We start from the raw sequence: 17,313 nt of genomic DNA, 5'->3' as shown, positions 1-17,313 counted from the left end.
GGCGGCTCGACCTCACCGACTGCGCACGAGCGCAGTACCCGCGATCTTGTCGTGCAGACCCCGCAGATCGGCGTCCCAGATGACGGCGGGAATCACGAGCACGAGAAGTAGCGATCGCACGACCGGGCGCCACAGCCCGACCCAACCGCCGGACAATGCGATCACCCGCATACCACAGATGCGGTGGCCGGGGCTGCCCCCGATGGTCGGGATGAACAGTACCTGGATGATCACGAACACCATCAGCGGGGCGAACAGCGTCAACCCGGCTTCGGCCGGCAACGCGTAGGGGTCGTAGCCCAGAAACGCGATGGCGATCACCGTCGCCGCGGTGTAATCGATGAACAGTGCGCCGATGCGCCGCCAGATGCGGGCGATCGAGAGAGCCCCACTCGCGGGAAGACCGAGGCGTTCTCCGGGGGCTTGCGATGCATCCGTCGTCACCTCACGAGCCTACCGTGGCACGCTCTGTAACATGCCCGAAACAATAGAGATACCCGAGGGCAACGCCTTGGCACTAGCGTTCACTGCGTACCCGAAACGGGTATTGTCACGCCTACCTCTGGAGAGTCTGCATGTTCAGTGATTCATCCGAGGTGCTGAAGTTCATCAAGGACGAGGACGTCAAGTTCCTCGACATCCGTTTCACGGATCTCCCCGGTGTGCAGCAGCACTTCAACATCCCGGCATCCACCGTTGACGAGGACTTCTTCACGGTCGGCCAGTTGTTCGACGGGTCCTCCATCCGTGGATTCGCCAACATCCACGAGTCCGACATGCAGCTGATCCCTGATGTCACGACCGCCTACCTCGACCCGTTCCGCGAGGCGAAGACCCTGATCATGGTCTTCGACATCTACAACCCGCGCACCGGCGAGATCTACCACAAGGACCCGCGCCAGGTCGCCAAGAAGGCCGAGAAGTTCCTCGCCTCCACCGGCATCGCCGACACCGCGTTCTTCGCACCCGAGGCGGAGTTCTACATCTTCGACGACGTGCGCTACGAGGTGACCCAGAACGGCAGCTTCTACGCGGTCGACTCGGAAGAAGGCGCCTGGAACACCGGCCGTGTCGAAGAGGGCGGAAACCTCTCGAACAAGACCCCTTACAAGGGCGGCTACTTCCCCGTCTCCCCCGTCGACAAGACGGCCGACCTGCGCGATGACATCAGCCTCAAGCTGATCGAGTCGGGCCTCGAGCTCGAGCGCGCACACCACGAGGTGGGCACCGGCGGCCAGCAGGAGATCAACTACAAGTTCGACACGATGGTGCACGCCGCCGACGACATCTTGAAGTTCAAGTACATCGTCAAGAACGTCGCCGAGCAGTGGGGCAAGGTCGCAACCTTCATGCCCAAGCCGCTCTTCGGTGACAACGGCTCGGGTATGCACACCCACCAGTCGCTGTGGCTCGAGGGCAAGCCCCTCTTCTACGACGAGCAGGGCTACGCGCAGCTCTCGGATGTCGCACGCTGGTACATCGGCGGCCTGCTCGCGCACGCCCCCTCGGTGCTCGCATTCACCAACCCGACGCTCAACTCCTACAAGCGCCTGGTCAAGGGCTATGAGGCTCCGGTCAACCTGGTCTACTCGGCCGGTAACCGTTCGGCAGCCGTCCGTATCCCGATCACGGGCTCGAACCCGAAAGCCAAGCGCCTCGAGTTCCGCGCCCCGGACTCGTCGGGCAACCCGTACCTCGCGTTCGCTGCGCAGCTGATGGCCGGCATCGACGGCATCATCAACCGCATCGAGCCGCACGAGCCGGTCGACAAGGACCTCTACGAGCTTCCCCCCGAGGAGGCGAAGAACATCCCGCAGGTCCCGAACTCGCTGCTCGACTCGCTCGACGCGCTCGAGGCCGACCACGAGTTCCTCCTGCGCGGCAACGTTTTCACGAAGGAGCTCGTCGAGACCTGGATCTCGTACAAGTTCGAGAACGAGATCCAGCCGATGAACGCCCGTCCTCACCCCTTCGAGTACGAGCTGTACTTCGGCGTCTGACGCTCTCCAGCACGGTGATGCCCTCATCCTCTTCGGGATGGGGGCATCACCTCTTGCGCGCGGGGCTGCGTCGAGCAGCGGTGGAGTGCCGGCGAAGCCCGCTGATCCCTCAGCCGTAGAAGTACTTCTCGAACACACGACGCGACCTGCGGGTCACCGCCAGATAGTCTTCCTCGACCGCCGTCGCCGAGTGCGGCGGGTACTCCAGCAGGCGGGCGATCCCGTCCAGTCTGCCGCGATCCGTCGGGAGGACGTCGCTGGTCGTCCCCGACAACAGCGTGTTCGCCGAACGCAGACGACTGGCCAACACCCACGCCTCACGCAGCCGCGCAACGGCAAGACCCGGCAATAGTCCCTCACGCTCGAGCACCTCCAGCGCACCGAGCGTGGACGGTGTCCGTAGATCCGGAATCGCCGCCGCGTGTTGGAGCTGCATCAGCTGCACGAGCCACTCGACGTCACTCAGTGATCCTCGTCCGAGTTTCAGGTGACGGGCGGGGTCGGCGCCCTGAGGCAACCGCTCGTTCTCGACACGCGCCTTGATGCGCTTGATCTCCCGAAGCCCATTGGGGTCGGGAGAGGGACGGTAGCGCACAGCGTCGGCCATCTCTGTGAACGCGGCGATGAGCGACACGCTCCCCGCGATCCCCCGCGCCCTGAGGAGCGCTTGAGCCTCCCACGACAGTGACCACCGGGCATAGTACGTCTCGTAGGCCTCGAGGGATCGCGCGAGGGGACCCTTCCGACCCTCCGGACGAAGGTCGGCGTCCAAGTCCAGCGGCAGTCGGAAATCCTCCGAGTGTTCGCGGAGCCCGGCGACCAACCGAGCGGCCAACGCCCCCGCCCGATGGACGGGCACGTCGTTCGCACGAAAAACGTAGAGCACATCGGCGTCAGAGCCGAAACCCAGCTCCGCGCCACCGAACCTGCCGACGGCTATGACAGCGAAGTCCAATCCATCGTCCTCGGCCGGTACGACCTCACGCCGCACGGCACGAAGGGTCGCCTGGATGGTGGTCTCGGTGATCGTTGTCAGGGCCTCGGCGATCTGGTCGATCGAGAGAATTCCCAACACTCCGCCGATCGCCGTGCGCAGCACCTCACGCCGGCGCAGCGCGCGCACCGCGCGCATCGCGTCATCGATCGTGGAATGGCGCTCTTGGATGGCCCGCGCCTCCTCCTGGAGCGCGACTCCCGACCGCGGCTGGAGCTGATCGTCGCGATCCAACCACGCGGCGGACTCCGGTATCCACTCCATGAGCTCACCGACATATCGGGAGCCGGAGAGGACTTTGGTCAGACGTTCGGCAGCGCCCGTCGAGTCCCGGAGCATCCGCAGGAACCACGGGGTATCACCCAGTCGCTCACTCACGCGGCGAAACGCCAAGAGTCCGTAGTCGGGATCGACGCCATCGGCGAACCAACGGATCATGATCGGCATCAAGTGTCGTTGGATGGTCGCCTTGCGGCTCAACCCCGACGTCAGCGCCCCGATCGTGCGCAGCGCGCCGCGCGGGTCGACAAAACCGATCGCGGCCAGCCGGTCGTGTGCCTGCGCCGACGAGAGCACGCGCTCCTCCGCGGGCAGCGCTGCGACCGCCGACAGCAGAGGGCGATAGAACAGGCGCACGTGGATGTCGCGTACCTCGCGTTTGATCGACTCCCACCTCCGCACCAACGCGGTGCCGGTGTCACTCAGCCGGGAACTGCGCGCAAGCACCCGCAGCTCGGTGCGATCGGTCGGCATGAGGTGGGTTCGCGAGAGGCGGCGCAGCTGCAGCCGATGTTCCAGGACGCGCAGCATGCGGTAGTTCGTCGCGAATGCGGCGGCGTCGGTGCGCCCGATGTATCCCTCGGCGACGAGAGCATCGAGGGCCACAAGCGTCCCCGCCTGGTGGATAGACGGATCACTCAGTCCGTGCACCAGCTGCAGCAGCTGCACGGTGAATTCGACATCGCGAATCCCTCCGGGGCCGAGCTTGATCTGATTCGCAACTTCGTCGGCGGGAATGTTGTCCGTCACCCGCTCGCGCATCCGTTGGACACTGTCCACAAAGTTCTCGCGCGCAGCGCTCGTCCAGACCATGGGGCGCACCGCGGCGACATAGTCGTCGCCGAGGCCTCGGTCGCCTGCGATGGGGCGCGCTTTGAGCAGTGCTTGGAACTCCCAGCTCTTGGCCCAGCGCTCGTAATACGAGACATGGGAATGGAGCGTGCGCACCAATGCTCCCTGCTTGCCTTCAGGGCGAAGGTTCGCGTCAACCTCCCACAGCGGCGGCTCGACCTCCACCTCAGAGATCCCGCGCATCGTCTGCACCGCCAGCCGGGTGCCGATGTCGATCGCCCGACCCTCACTGACCCCCACGTCGGGGTCCTCGGGAGCCCCTCCCACGAAGATCACATCGACATCGGAGACGTAGTTGAGTTCGCGAGCACCGGTCTTGCCCATGCCGATGATGGCGAACCGGGTCGCCGCAACGTGTGCCCGCGAATACTGGCCGCCAGGTCCCCCGTCCGTGATCCGCGTCCGCGCGACGGCGAGCGAGGCCTCCAGCGCAGCGCCGGCGGCATCAGCCAGTGCCGCCGCCACCGCGTGCAGGATGATTTCCGGCTGGCGTTGGCGCAGGTCATGCACCGCGATGAGCGCGACCTGCGTGCGGTAGGCGACCCGCAGGCGCACCCAGGCCGATTCATCCCCGGACGATGCGAATCCCTCATCGGCGCCGACCGCAGCCAGCAGAGTCGCGGTCATCGTCGCGGCAGACGGAAGCTCCCTCCCAGCCCCGGCGAGGGCCCCGAGCTGGTCGGGATGGCGCGAGTAGAACTCGCCGTACCCCATCGATGCGCCCAGCAACAGCCACGCGTTCTCCCAGGCCTCGGCATCCTCGATCAGCGCCCGCACTGGCTCGGGTGCGCGGCGTGCCACGCGCACGAGTGCACGAAGCGCGGCATCCGGATCCGCCGCCTCGCCGCTGGGCGCCACCACGACCTCGCGGGCGACCCCGAGCGCCTCGGCGAGCTCGTCGAGCAGGACGTCCGCACCGCTGAGGTCATCGAACCCGCTGCGGGCAAGACTGGTCAGCCCCGTGGAGCGGTCACTCGAACTCATCGCAATCCCCGCCGGGGGATCAGAGCATCTCGAGGTTGCTCTTCAGCTCGTAGGGCGTGACCTGAGCACGGTACTCCTGCCAGTCACGGCGCTTGTTGAGCAGCACGTAGTTGAACACCTGCTCGCCGAGCGTCTCGGCCACGAGCTCTGAATCCTCCAGGTATCCGAGCGCGTGGTCCAGGCTCTGGGGCAACGGCGCGTAGCCGAGTGCACGACGCTCGGAGTCCGACAGCGACCACACATTGTCCTCGGCCTCCGCAGGCAGCTCATAGCCTTCCTCAATGCCCTTCAGACCAGCGGCGAGCATGAGCGCATATGCGAGATAGGGGTTGGCCGCAGAGTCGAGAGCACGATATTCCACACGCGTGGACTGGCCCTTGTTCGGCTTGTACATCGGCACGCGCACCAGTGCAGAGCGGTTGTTGTGGCCCCAACAGATAAAGCTCGGGGCTTCATCGCCACCCCAGAGACGCTTGTAGGAGTTCACGAACTGGTTCGTGACGGCCGAGATCTCGTTCGCGTGACGCAGCAGACCCGCGATGAACTGCCGTCCGATCTTCGAGAGCTGATACTGCGCACCCTCCTCGTAGAAGGCGTTGGTGTCTCCCTCGAACAGCGACATGTGGGTGTGCATGCCGCTGCCGGGGTGACCGCTGAGCGGCTTCGGCATGAACGTCGCGTAGACGCCCTGCTCGATCGCAACCTCCTTGATGACCGTGCGAAAGGTCATGATGTTGTCGGCCGTCGCCAGCGCGTCCGCGTACCGCAGATCGATCTCGTTCTGACCGGGACCACTCTCGTGGTGGCTGTACTCGACCGAGATCCCCAGATCCTCGAGCATGCGCACCGACCGGCGTCGGAAGTCATGCGCCGTACCACCGGGCACATTGTCGAAGTAGCCTGCGGAGTCCACTGGGACAGGACCGTCCGGGCCGTAGCTCGAGGACTTCAGCAGATAGAACTCGATCTCGGGGTGCGTGTAGAACGTGAAGCCGGCGTCCGCGGCTTTCGCGAGTGCACGCTTCAGAACGTTGCGAGGGTCGGCGACGGCGGGCTGACCGTCGGGGGTGGTGATGTCGCAGAACATCCGCGCGGTCGGGTCGATCTCTCCACGCCAGGGCAACGTCTGGAACGTCGTGGGATCGGGATGTGCGAGCAGGTCGGACTCGTAGGAGCGTGTCAATCCTTCGATCGCCGACCCGTCGAACCCGAGACCCTCACCGAAGGCACCCTCGACTTCGGCCGGGGCGATCGCAACGGATTTCAGCGTGCCGACGACGTCGGTGAACCACAGGCGCACGAACTTGACGCCGCGCTCCTCGATAGTGCGGAGGACGAAATCTCGCTGCTTGTCCATGCGAGTCCTTTCGAGTCAGTGAACCGGGCGGCTCAGGCGTCGCCGGCGGTTGCGCCCCAGGAGTCTTCCCGGGTGTCGTCGTCGGCCCACGCACGGGAGCGTTCGCGAAGGACGTCAGGAGCTTTCGCCGCCTCCTCGGCGGTGTCGAACGGTCCGGCGCGATCGATCGCCGGCGACTCGAACCCCTTCTCGACCTCACCGGTCGTCAGGTTGTACCAGTACTTCTCCGCGCTGTCAGCCACGTCGTGCTCCCTCGGTGCGTTCCGCTTCTTCGATCCTACTGATGGAGGGCGCCGCCATGGGTAGGCTGAAGGCATGGCAACAGACCTGACTCGTGCGGTGGGTATCGACATCGGTGGAACGGGCATCAAGGGAGGTGTGGTCGACCTCGCAGCGGGCGACCTCGTCACCGACCGCATCAAAGTCCCCACACCCCCGGGAGCAGAACCCGAGCAGGTGCTCGCGGCCGTGCATGAGGTGCTCTCCACGCTGGGCGTGACCGATGACGCGATGCCGCTGGGCGTCGCGTTCCCCGCGATCGTAAAGGGCGGACGGACGCTGTCAGCGGCGAACGTCTCGGACAAGTGGATCGGGTTCGAGGCGGAGAAGTTCTTCGAGGACGGCCTGGGCCGCGGCATCCATTTCGCCAACGATGCCGATGTTGCCGGTGTGGCGGAAGTGCGATACGGCGCTGCCAAGGGCGTGGATGGACTCGTGCTGCTCACCACGCTCGGCACCGGCATCGGCACCGCGATGATCAATGACGGCAACCTCATCCCGAACACCGAGCTCGGCCACCTGCAGCGCTCGGACCACAAGCACGACGCCGAGTACTACGCCGCCTACTCTGCGATGGAGCGCGAGAGTCTTTCGTGGAAGAAGTGGACCAAGCGGCTCCAGTGGTACTACTCGCACCTGGAGTTCCTCTTCTCCCCCGACCTCTTCATCGTCGGCGGCGGAGTGTCCAAGCACGCAGACGAGTTCCTCCCGCTGCTGGATCTGCGCACGCCGATCGTGCCGGCCGTCCACCGCAACAACGCCGGAATCATCGGTGCCGCCGCACTCGCTGTGAGCTGAGACGCGGCGCGCAGCTGCGCGGGGTGCGAATGGGTCGGCCTGTACGCCGGGTTCTGTTCCGGGGACTGGCCCCTTCGACGGTCATCTCTCTCGGCATCACGTTGCCGTGACGCTCTAGCGGTCTACCCGGGGACTCGGCGAGCCGCGTCGTCATCCCCTGTCTGACCTTGCTCCGGACGAGGTTTACCCTGCGAGCCGTGTCACCACGGCTCCGGTGGTCTCTTACACCACCCTTTCACCCTTACCGGGTTTCCCCGGCGGTCTGCTTTCTGTGGCACTGTCTCGCGGATTGCTCCGGGTGGGTGTTACCCACCGCCCTGCCCTGTGGAGCCCGGACGTTCCTCGGCGCGGTCTCCCGCGACGCGACCGTCCAGCCGACCCATTCGCAACTCACGATGCTACCCGCCCGAGACTGCGAGCGGGATCTCGAGGCTCTCGTCTACAGCGCGGAGACCTCGGTACGTACCAGAATGCATCCGCATTCCGGACAGTGGGCGACCACATCTGAATCGATGTGACGCATCGCACTCAGTTCGCTCCCGGCAAGTTCCATCCGGCATCCCTCGCAGGTGCGTCCGCGCAGCAGACCTGCTCCCACGCCACGTGCACGCAGCCGGTCATACTGGGCGACAAGGTCCGCGGGGAGAGAGTCCGCGACTGCGGCGCGATCGCGGGACGCGGCCTGGATGTCGGACTCGGCCGCCGCGACCGTCTCCTTGGCGGCCGCGCTGAGCGCAGTTCCCTCGGCATTCGTCGCCGCGAGATGCTGCTCAATGCCGGCGACGACCGCCTCCGCCTCCTCGACCCGCTCCATCAGAGCCAGCTCGGCATCCTCGAGATCACTCTTGCGCCGCAGCAGCGAGGCGATCTCGTGTTCCAGGCTCTGTGCCTCTTTGGCCTGCGTCGAACCGGCCGCCCGCGCGTTGTCACGCGCGATGCGAGCCTCGACGACTTTCAGATCCGACTCGATCCGGCCCTGCTCTGCCCGCGCGTCGTCGACCTCGCCGCGCGCCTTCGTCAGCGACTGCGCGATCTCGGTGCGCTCGGCGAGAAGCTCCTTGACGCGAGCTGCCTGCGGAGGGTTGGCGCGCGTCGCTTCCGCGGTGCGCAGACGCAGATCCAGCGCGACGAGGTCGAGGACTCGGCGCTGATCGTGGGGACTGGCGTGCATGTGGGCCCTGCCGGGATCGAACCGACGACATCCACGGTGTAAACGTGGCGCTCTACCAGCTGAGCTAAAGGCCCGTGTCGCCAGTCTATGCGAGCGCGACCGCTCTACGCGGTTCCCAGTGCCGTGCGTATCGCTAGGCTTATCGGGAATGCGTCATCGAACGGTGACAACCGTCGCGCGCATGCGAGATGCGAGTTCGTGGCACGACCTGCCCGACCCAGAAAGGCCTCACGTGACCGTCAACGATCAGGATCCGTATTCGCAGGAGCCGCTGGACAGCGACCCGGATGAGACGGCCGAATGGCAGGAATCGCTCCAGCAACTCGTCGCCGCCAAGGGCCACGGCCGCGGTCGCGAGATCATGCTGAGCCTGCTGCAGAAGTCTCGTGATCTGCACCTCAACGTGCCCCAGGTCCCCACGACCGACTACATCAACACGATCGCTCCCGATAACGAGCCCGCCTTCCCCGGCGACGAAGAGCTCGAGCGTCGCTACCGCCGGTGGATCCGCTGGAATGCCGCCGTCACCGTGCACCGCGCACAGCGTCCCGGGATCGGTGTCGGTGGCCATATCTCCACCTATGCCTCATCAGCATCGCTCTATGAAGTCGGTTTCAACCACTTCTTCCGGGGTCTCGACGACCCCTCGGGCGGCGACCAGATCTTCATCCAGGGCCACGCCTCCCCCGGAATCTACGCGCGTTCGTTCCTCGAGGGCCGCCTCACCGAAACGCAGCTCGACGGATTCCGCCAGGAGAAGTCGCACGCACCCAACGGTCTGCCCTCCTACCCGCACCCTCGCCTCATGCCGGACTACTGGCAGTTCCCGACGGTGTCGATGGGACTCGGTCCCATCAACGCCATCTACCAGGCGATGACCAACAAGTACCTGACCAACCGCGGCATCAAGGACGTGTCGGACGGTCACGTCTGGGCGTTCCTCGGCGATGGCGAGATGGATGAGGTCGAGAGCCGCGGCGCACTCCAGGCCGCAGCCAACGAGGGCCTGGACAACCTGACTTTCGTCATCAATGCGAACCTGCAGCGTCTGGACGGACCCGTCCGAGGCAACGGCAAGATCATCCAGGAGCTGGAGAGCTTCTTCCGCGGAGCAGGCTGGAACGTCATCAAGGTGGTCTGGGGACGCGGCTGGGATGACCTGCTCGCCGAGGACAAGGACGGCGCACTCGTGCGCCTGATGAACACCACTCCCGACGGCGACTTCCAGACCTACCGCGCGGAGGACGGCGGATTCATCCGCGAGCACTTCTTCGGTCGCGACGAGCGCACAGCCGCTCTGGTCAAGGACTGGTCGGATGCGGACATCTGGGGCAAACTCCGCCGCGGTGGGCTGGACTACACGAAGGTCTACGCGGCGTACAAGGCGGCCGTCGAGCACAAGGGTCAGCCGACCGTCATCATCGCCAAGACCATCAAGGGCTACGGGCTCGGACATCACTTCGAGGGACGCAACGCGACCCACCAGATGAAGAAGATGACCCTCGAGGACCTCAAGCACTTCCGGGACTCGATGCGCATCCCGATCTCGGACGCGCAACTCGAGGAGAACCCGTACCTGCCGCCGTACTACAACCCGGGGCCCCAGGACGAGACGATCCAATACATGCAGGAGCGTCGCCGCGCTCTGGGCGGCTTCCTCCCGCAGCGCCGCGCCACCCACGTGCCGATGTCCCTGCCCGCCGACAACGTCTACGCGCTGCCGAAGAAGGGGTCGGGAACGCAGGAGGTCGCCACGACGATGGCCTTCGTGCGCCTGTTGAAGGACCTCCTTCGCGCCAAGGGCTTCGGTCACCGGATCGTGCCGATCATCCCGGACGAGGCACGCACCTTCGGCATCGACGCGTTCTTCCCCACGCAGAAGATCTACAACCCCCACGGCCAGAACTACACCTCGGTCGACCGTGACCTGCTGCTCGCCTACAAGGAGAGCCCGCAGGGGCAGATCATGCACGTCGGCATCAACGAGGCGGGTGCTCTCGCGGCCTTCACCGCCACGGGAACCTCGTACGCCACGCACGGCGAGCCGCTCATTCCGGTGTACGTGTTCTACTCGATGTTCGGGTTCCAGCGCACCGGTGACGCCCAGTGGGCAGCCGGCGACCAGATGGCCCGGGGCTTCGTGATCGGCGCGACAGCAGGACGCACGACGTTGACCGGCGAAGGCCTGCAGCACGCCGACGGGCACTCGCACCTGTTGGCATCCACGAACCCCGCGACGGTCTCGTACGACCCCGCCTACGGGTACGAGATCGCCCACATCGTGCGCGACGGCCTCGAGCGCATGTACGGCGGGCACCACCCCGACCCGAACGTGATGTACTACATCACCGTCTACAACGAGCCGATCATCCAGCCCGCCGAGCCCGAGGGCGTGGACGTCGACGGCATCCTGCGCGGTATCCACAGGATCTCGACGGCTGTCGGTGAGGGCCCCCGCACGCAGCTGCTCGCATCGGGCGTCGGTGTCCCGTGGGCGCTCGAGGCGCAGGAGCTGCTGCGCGAAGACTGGGGCGTGCACGCGGATGTCTGGTCGGTGACCTCGTGGACTGAACTCCGCCGCGACGGCCTGGCTGTGGACGAGCACAACTTCCTCCACCCCGAGGAGGCGCCCCGCACGGCGTACATCACGGAAAAGCTCGCTGAGGCTGTGGGACCCGTCGTCGCGGTCAGCGACTTCATGCACGCGGTGCAGGACCAGATCCGTCCCTGGGTGAAGAACCAGTTCGTCACCCTCGGCGCGGATGGCTTCGGCTTCTCGGACACCCGCGCGGCAGCCCGTCGCTACTTCAAGATCGACGGCCCTTCGGTTGCCGTCCGCGCACTCCAGGCCCTCGCCGACGAGGGCGTGGTCGACCGCGATCTGGTCGTTCAGGCCATCCGCAAGTACCGCCTGCATGATGTGCTGGCCGGAACGAGCGGAAACGCCGGCGGCGAGAGCTGACCGCGCGGCACATGGCGGCACACGGATCCGAGAAGGCGGAGACGCTCGCGTGGCTTCGACGCATCTCGGGAGACCTTGCGACAGCGACCACGGTGCGGCTCGAACAGAGCCTGCCGTGGTACTCGGAGATGCCTCCGGCGCGGCGCTCGGCAGTGGGTCTGGTCGCGCAGGCCGGGATCACCTCGTTCATCCAGTGGTACGACGATCCCGAGTCGACCCCGTGGATCGCCGCTGACATCTTCGCGACCGCTCCCCGAGAGCTGTTGCGTAGCGTCAGCCTGCAGCAGACACTGCAGCTGATCCGCGTCTCGGTCACGGTCACGGAGGAGCGCGTCGCGAACCGCAGTGAGGAACTGCGCGAGGCGATCCTGCTCTACTCGCGCGAAGTCGCCTTCGCCGCCGCGGATGTGTACGCGCGCGCGGCGGAGGCGCGGGGACTGTGGGACGCACGTCTGGAGGCCCTCGTCGTCGACTCCATCCTCACCGGCGAAACGGACGAGGAGCTTCCGAGCCGTATTGCCGCGCTCGGGTGGCACGGTCATGGCGAGGTGGCCGTCCTCGTCGGCACGACTCCCCCGCAACTGGACGTCGACCAGTTCCGACGGACCGCGCGCAAGCTCGGCGTCGATGTGCTCATCGGGGTGCAGGGATCGCGACTCGTGCTCGTCCTCGGTCGCGCCGAGCCACCCACCACCGCCGACGACACCCCCACCGACCTGCCCTTCCCTGAAATCGCTCGCCGCCTGGAGCCCGCCTTCGGCACGGGATATCTCGTCCTCGGTCCCGCCGTCCCCGCACTGGTGGATGCGAGCCTGAGTGCACGCGCCGCCCTCGCGGGCTTCGCGGTCGCCCGCGGGTGGCGCAACGCGCCCCGTCCCGTGGAAGCAGACGACCTGCTCCCTGAGCGCGCACTGGCCGGCGACCCGCTGGCCAAGCAGACCCTCGTGGAGAAGATCTACCGGCCGCTGCAGGCGCACAGCACAGACCTCACCTCCACACTGTGGAGCTATCTCGACAACGGCCGTTCCCTCGAGGCCACCGCCCGGGAACTCTTCGTCCACCCCAACACGGTCCGCTATCGCCTCAAGCGCGTCTCCGAGGTGATCGGCTGGGATGCGACCGGCCCGCGCGAAGCCCTCATTCTGCAGACGGCTCTCATCCTCGGCTCGATGGGAACGGAGGCGACGCGTCGGCGCTCGGCCCTCCAGCGCCGACACTCCGCGGAGCGCTGACGAGACGACACGCCGCGTTGCGCGAACAGCACAATCCCGCCCCGCATTCTTCGACGACATCCTCCAGAAACCACCTTCCCGACACTGGCAGGATGGAACGGTGATGATCGGCGTCTTTCCCGGCCAGGGCTCGCAAACACCTGGATTCCTCGAGCCGTGGCTTGAGATCGACGGCGCGCGCGAGCGCCTCGCGCAGTTCTCGGAGTGGTCAGAGGTTGACCTGCTCGAGGCGGGCACCGTGTCGGATGCGGACACGATCCGCGACACGCGCATCGCTCAGCCGCTCATCGTGGCCGCCTCCCTCCTTTCCTGGGAGCTCTTCGCCGGGCACAGCACCGGAGTGATCGACGGCGTCGCAGGACACTCCGTCGGTGAATTCGCGGCCCTCGCCGCCGCGGGCGTGCTCTCGACGGAAGACGCGCTCCGTCTGGTCGGCATCCGGGGCCGCGCGATGGCGGATGCCGCCGCCGCCGTTCAGACCGGCATGAGCGCTGTCATCGGCGGAGATCAGGACCTCGTGCTGGCAGCGCTCGCCGAGCACGACCTCACACCCGCGAACTTCAATGGCGGCGGTCAGATCGTCGCTGCCGGCGCCACCGAGAACATCGCCGCCTTCGCGGCCTCTCCCCCGGCGGGCACCCGCGTCATCCCGCTGTCGGTCGCCGGCGCGTTCCACACCCGCTTCATGGCCCCCGCCGTCGAGACGCTCCGGACGGCGGCCGCGACCCGTACCGCTTCCGACCCCCAGCGCACGCTCTGGACCAATCGCGATGGATCTGTCGTCACCTCCGGTTCTGGTGCCCTCGATCTCGCTGTCGATCAGGTGGCGTCGCCGGTGCGGTGGGACTCGTGCATGGCGGCCTTCGCCGAGGCCGGTGTGGCCGGGATCGTCGAGTTCGCCCCGGCCGGCACGCTCGTGGGACTCGCCAAGCGCGCGCTCCGCGGTGTGCCGAGCGTCGCGATCAAGACGCCCGACGACTTTTCCGCAGCCGATCACCTCCTGACAGGAGAGCGAGCATGAGCCCGACCCTCGTCCAGACGCAGGGAGTCGCGCACACCCGCATCTACGCCTACGGTGCGGCGCGCGGGGAGAACGTCGTTCCGAACGATGATCTGGTCGGTCCCATCGACTCCAGCGATGAGTGGATCCGTCAACGCACCGGCATCGTGACACGTGTGCGGGCCGTCTCCGACACCACGGCGGTCGATCTCGCCGCACACGCCGCGGCCGAAGCCGTCGCGACGTCTGGCATCACCCCCGACCTGATCGACGCCGTCATCGTCGCAACGATCTCCAATCCGAAACAGACACCGTCCGTGTCGGCGATCGTCGCCGACCGCATCGGCGCAAACCCGGCCGCCGCCTACGACGTCAACGCCGCCTGCGCCGGCTTCGCCTACGGCGTCGCGCAAGCCGATGCGCTGATCCGTGCCGGTGTCGCCCACTACGCCGTCGTCGTCGGCACCGAGAAGCTCAGCGACATCGTCGATCCCACGGACCGGTCGATCTCGTTCCTTCTCGGCGATGGCGCCGGCGCCGCCGTCATCGGCCCATCGGACACGCCGGGCATCGGCCCGACCGTCTGGGGCTCGGATGGGTCGAAGGCAGACGCCGTGGGCATGAACCACACCCTCGTGGAATTCCGCGACGGCGCGTCCCCCTGGCCCACTCTCCGCCAGGAGGGCCCGACCGTGTTCCGCTGGGCCGTCTGGGAAATGGTCAAGGTCGCCCGTCAGGCATTGGCAGAGGCCGGCGTGGAGGCATCCGATCTCGCCGCCTTCATCCCGCACCAGGCGAACATGCGCATCATCGACGAATTCGCCAAGCAGCTCGGTCTCCCCGAATCTGTCGTGATCGGTCGGGACATCGAGACGACCGGCAACACCTCTGCCGCGTCCATTCCGCTGGCCACACACCGCCTGCTCACCGAGCACCCGGATCTCAGCGGCGGACTCGCTCTGCAGATCGGCTTCGGCGCCGGTCTCGTGTACGGCGCGCAGGTCGTCGTACTTCCCTGAGACGAACGAACCCCAACCCTAGACTGAACACGGCCGATCGGCCGCGGTCACGAGAACAAGGAGACACCATGGCACTGACCACCGAAGAAGTCCTCGCTGGACTGGCTGAGCTCATCACCGACGAGACCGGCATCTCGGCCGACGAGGTCGCGCTCGAGAAGTCGTTCACCGACGACCTCGACATCGACTCGATCTCGATGATGACCATCGTCGTCAACGCCGAGGAGAAGTTCGGCGTGACGATCCCGGACGACGAGGTCAAGAACCTCAAGACCGTCGGCGACGCGGTCACGTTCATCACGTCGAACCAGGAGTAACTCCCTTCCCGGTGGGGGCTCAGCCCCCACCGGTTCACACTGAGGATCCAGACATGAGCACTTCACGCATCGTCGTCACCGGCATCGGCGCCTCCACCCCGCTGGGCGGCACGGCCTCCGAGACCTGGGACGCCCTGCTGGCCGGGCAGTCCGGAACGCGGGCGCTGGAGGAGGAGTGGGTCGAGAAGTACGACCTGCCCGTCACCTTCGCCGCACAGGGACTTGTCCGCCCCGACACCGTGCTCGCGCGCCCCGAGGCCAAGCGACTCGACCCTTCGGCGCAGTTCGCCCTGGTCGCCGCACGCGAGGCGTGGGCGGATGCCGGCTCTCCCGAGGTCGATCCCGAGCGCCTCGGCGTCGATTTCGCCACCGGCATCGGCGGCATCTGGACGCTGCTCGACGGCTGGGACACGCTGCGCGAGAAGGGCCCGCGCCGGGTCATGCCGATGTCGGTCCCCATGCTCATGCCGAACGCGCCCGCCGCTGCCATCTCAATGCATCTGGAGGCTCGCGCCTACGCGCGCACCGTCGCGTCGGCCTGCGCCTCGAGCACGGAGTCCATCGTCAACGCCGTCGAGCACATCCGCCTGGGTCTCGCCGATGTCGTGATCGCCGGTGGCACCGAGTCCGTCATCCACCCGATCACGATCGCAGCCTTCGCTTCGATGCAGGCGCTCTCACGCCGCAACGACGATCCTGCGACCGCGTCCCGCCCGTACAGCGTCGACCGTGACGGATTCGTGATGGGCGAAGGCGCGGCAGCCCTCGTCCTCGAGACCGAGGAGCACGCTCGCGCTCGCGGCGCGCGCATCTACGCGGCGATCGTCGGCGGTGCCGTCACTGCGGACTCGTACCACATCACCGCTCCCGAGCCCGAAGGCCTGGGTGCCTCGCGCGCTGTTCGCGATGCCCTTGCCCAGGCGGATGTCTCGGTCGCTGACGTCACCCACATCAACGCCCACGCGACGTCGACTCCCACGGGCGACATCGCCGAGTACAAGGCCCTGCTGTCGGTCTTCGGCGATCGCGTGCACGAGATCCCTGTCTCCGCGACGAAGGCCTCCACCGGACACCTCCTGGGCGGGACGGGTGCGCTGGAGGCGGTCTTCACGGTCCAGGCGCTGCACAACCGGCTCGCTCCCCCCACGATCAACATCTCGACCCAGGACCCGGAGATCCCTCTGCGTGTCTCCGGTGACCCCATCCAGCTCGGTGCCGGTGACCAGGTCGCGATCAGCAACTCGTTCGGCTTCGGCGGTCACAACGCCGTCGCCGCCTTCACCACGGTCTGACATCCCGAGCAGTTCATCCCGCGCACAGAAGAGAGGCCCCGGATCACTCCGGGGCCTCTCTTCGTATCAGATGGGCAGCCTACGCTCTCTCAGAGTCGGGGATGATCATCCCGCCCCCGTTACGCACGCCGGCCGCGCATCCACATCTCTCAGCCGACCGGTCTCTCAGCCAACCTTGTGCAGCCACACCACGGCGGCGTCGTCGCTCGCGTGACGGAAAGGTTCCAGCTCGTCATCCCACGCCGCACCCAGCGCGAGTACCAGCTCTCGCTGCATCTCTGCCGGATCCAGTGCCCCGCGCTCCAGGGCGGTGCGGACAAGGTGCTCGCTCACGACGATCGAACCGGCTGTGTCGGTCTGGGCATGATGGATGCCAAGCTCGGGCGTATGCATCCAGCGGCCGCCGTCGGAGCCGGCCGTGGCATCCTCGGTCACTTCGAACCGCAGATGGTCCCACCCATGCAGTCCTGATGCGATCGCGGCCGCCGTGCCGACCGGACCCGTCCAGTAGAATTCGGCGCGGCGGCTGCCAGGAAGTACCGGCTGGTCGGCCCACTCGAAGTTCACTCCTCGACCGAGGGCGCGACCCACCGCCCACTCGAGGTGGGGGCACAACGCGCGCGGCGCGGAGTGAATGAAAATCACGCCGCGCGTCATGCTTGCTGCCATGGTCGTCTCCGTTTCGTGAGGTGCGTCTTCCCCTACGACCTCACCGGATCACCCAATGGCGATTCTGAACTTGTCGCCGCTATTATCGCCCAGCGCACACCCGAATGA

14 protein-coding genes, 1 tRNA gene and 1 other RNA gene are annotated in these 17,313 nt (G+C 66.6%); 8 read left to right on the top strand and 8 right to left on the bottom strand.

Annotation, left to right across the window (positions count from 1 at the left end; all coding sequences use genetic code 11):
• Positions 1-12: 12 nt before the first annotated feature.
• Positions 13-444: an RDD family protein gene (locus tag ABD206_RS03830; protein WP_344069496.1), complete on the bottom strand. Its 432-nt coding sequence runs from the start codon at positions 442-444 to the stop codon at positions 13-15.
• 131 nt (positions 445-575) lie between these two features.
• Here ABD206_RS03830 and glnA (ABD206_RS03825) point away from each other — a divergent pair, with 131 nt between their 5' ends.
• A complete protein-coding gene (gene glnA, locus ABD206_RS03825; protein WP_344069493.1) occupies positions 576-2,000 on the top strand; it encodes a type I glutamate--ammonia ligase in 1,425 nt (474 codons plus the stop codon).
• A gap of 109 nt (positions 2,001-2,109) precedes the next feature.
• Here glnA (ABD206_RS03825) and ABD206_RS03820 read toward each other — a convergent pair whose 3' ends face one another.
• From ABD206_RS03820 to ABD206_RS03810, 3 genes are read right to left on the bottom strand one after another with little or no spacing between them, the layout of a single operon-like run.
• Positions 2,110-5,109 carry a bifunctional [glutamine synthetase] adenylyltransferase/[glutamine synthetase]-adenylyl-L-tyrosine phosphorylase gene (locus ABD206_RS03820; protein ID WP_344069490.1) on the bottom strand — a complete coding sequence of 1,000 codons (3,000 nt, stop codon included), beginning with the start codon at positions 5,107-5,109 and terminating at the stop codon, positions 2,110-2,112.
• A 19-nt stretch (positions 5,110-5,128) separates the two neighbouring features.
• Positions 5,129-6,466: a type I glutamate--ammonia ligase gene (gene glnA, locus ABD206_RS03815; protein ID WP_344069487.1), complete on the bottom strand. Its 1,338-nt coding sequence runs from the start codon at positions 6,464-6,466 to the stop codon at positions 5,129-5,131.
• 32 nt (positions 6,467-6,498) lie between these two features.
• The gene (locus tag ABD206_RS03810; protein WP_344069484.1) at positions 6,499-6,708 is read right to left on the bottom strand and encodes an SPOR domain-containing protein; all 210 of its coding nucleotides are present in this window, start codon (positions 6,706-6,708) and stop codon (positions 6,499-6,501) included.
• A gap of 73 nt (positions 6,709-6,781) precedes the next feature.
• Here ABD206_RS03810 and ppgK point away from each other — a divergent pair, with 73 nt between their 5' ends.
• Positions 6,782-7,543, top strand: coding sequence for a polyphosphate--glucose phosphotransferase (gene ppgK / locus ABD206_RS03805; protein WP_344069481.1), 762 nt, complete (start codon positions 6,782-6,784; stop codon positions 7,541-7,543).
• Positions 7,544-7,569: 26 nt separating this feature from the next.
• Here ppgK and rnpB read toward each other — a convergent pair.
• The 3 genes from rnpB to ABD206_RS03790 all read right to left on the bottom strand — a co-directional run bounded on the left by rnpB (position 7,570) and on the right by ABD206_RS03790 (position 8,788).
• Positions 7,570-7,925, bottom strand: an RNA gene (gene rnpB, locus ABD206_RS03800) — RNase P RNA component class A.
• 57 nt (positions 7,926-7,982) lie between these two features.
• Positions 7,983-8,714: a zinc ribbon domain-containing protein gene (locus ABD206_RS03795; RefSeq protein WP_344069478.1), complete on the bottom strand. Its 732-nt coding sequence runs from the start codon at positions 8,712-8,714 to the stop codon at positions 7,983-7,985.
• Position 8,715: 1 nt separating this feature from the next.
• Positions 8,716-8,788 (bottom strand) — tRNA-Val (locus ABD206_RS03790).
• A 158-nt stretch (positions 8,789-8,946) separates the two neighbouring features.
• Between ABD206_RS03790 and aceE the strand changes: the two genes are divergently transcribed.
• From aceE to ABD206_RS03760, 6 genes are all read left to right on the top strand, one after another.
• Positions 8,947-11,676: a pyruvate dehydrogenase (acetyl-transferring), homodimeric type gene (gene aceE, locus ABD206_RS03785; RefSeq protein WP_344069475.1), complete on the top strand. Its 2,730-nt coding sequence runs from the start codon at positions 8,947-8,949 to the stop codon at positions 11,674-11,676.
• Between the two features lie 11 nt (positions 11,677-11,687).
• The gene (locus tag ABD206_RS03780) at positions 11,688-12,908 is read left to right on the top strand and encodes a PucR family transcriptional regulator (protein ID WP_344069472.1); all 1,221 of its coding nucleotides are present in this window, start codon (positions 11,688-11,690) and stop codon (positions 12,906-12,908) included.
• A 100-nt stretch (positions 12,909-13,008) separates the two neighbouring features.
• On the top strand, positions 13,009-13,929 hold the full coding sequence (locus ABD206_RS03775; protein ID WP_344069470.1) for an ACP S-malonyltransferase: 921 nt from the start codon (positions 13,009-13,011) through the stop codon (positions 13,927-13,929).
• Complete coding sequence (locus ABD206_RS03770; protein WP_344069468.1) at positions 13,926-14,927, top strand: beta-ketoacyl-ACP synthase III; 1,002 nt, start codon at positions 13,926-13,928, stop codon at positions 14,925-14,927. Before ABD206_RS03775 ends, ABD206_RS03770 begins: the two co-directional genes overlap by 4 nt.
• Before the next feature lie 68 nt (positions 14,928-14,995).
• A complete protein-coding gene (locus ABD206_RS03765) occupies positions 14,996-15,244 on the top strand; it encodes an acyl carrier protein (protein ID WP_344069466.1) in 249 nt (82 codons plus the stop codon).
• 53 nt (positions 15,245-15,297) lie between these two features.
• Positions 15,298-16,536, top strand: a complete 1,239-nt coding sequence (locus ABD206_RS03760; RefSeq protein WP_344069463.1) for a beta-ketoacyl-[acyl-carrier-protein] synthase family protein — start codon at positions 15,298-15,300, stop codon at positions 16,534-16,536.
• Between the two features lie 165 nt (positions 16,537-16,701).
• On the opposite strand, the gene ABD206_RS03755 is transcribed toward ABD206_RS03760, so the two are convergent.
• Positions 16,702-17,205: a DUF3145 domain-containing protein gene (locus tag ABD206_RS03755; protein ID WP_344069460.1), complete on the bottom strand. Its 504-nt coding sequence runs from the start codon at positions 17,203-17,205 to the stop codon at positions 16,702-16,704.
• Positions 17,206-17,313 lie beyond the last annotated feature (108 nt).

The sequence above is a fragment of the Microbacterium sediminicola genome (assembly GCF_039531125.1).
Lineage (GTDB): Bacteria > Actinomycetota > Actinomycetes > Actinomycetales > Microbacteriaceae > Microbacterium > Microbacterium sediminicola.
Note: the sequence above shows the minus strand (reverse complement) of the source record. Positions and strands in the feature narration are given on the sequence as shown.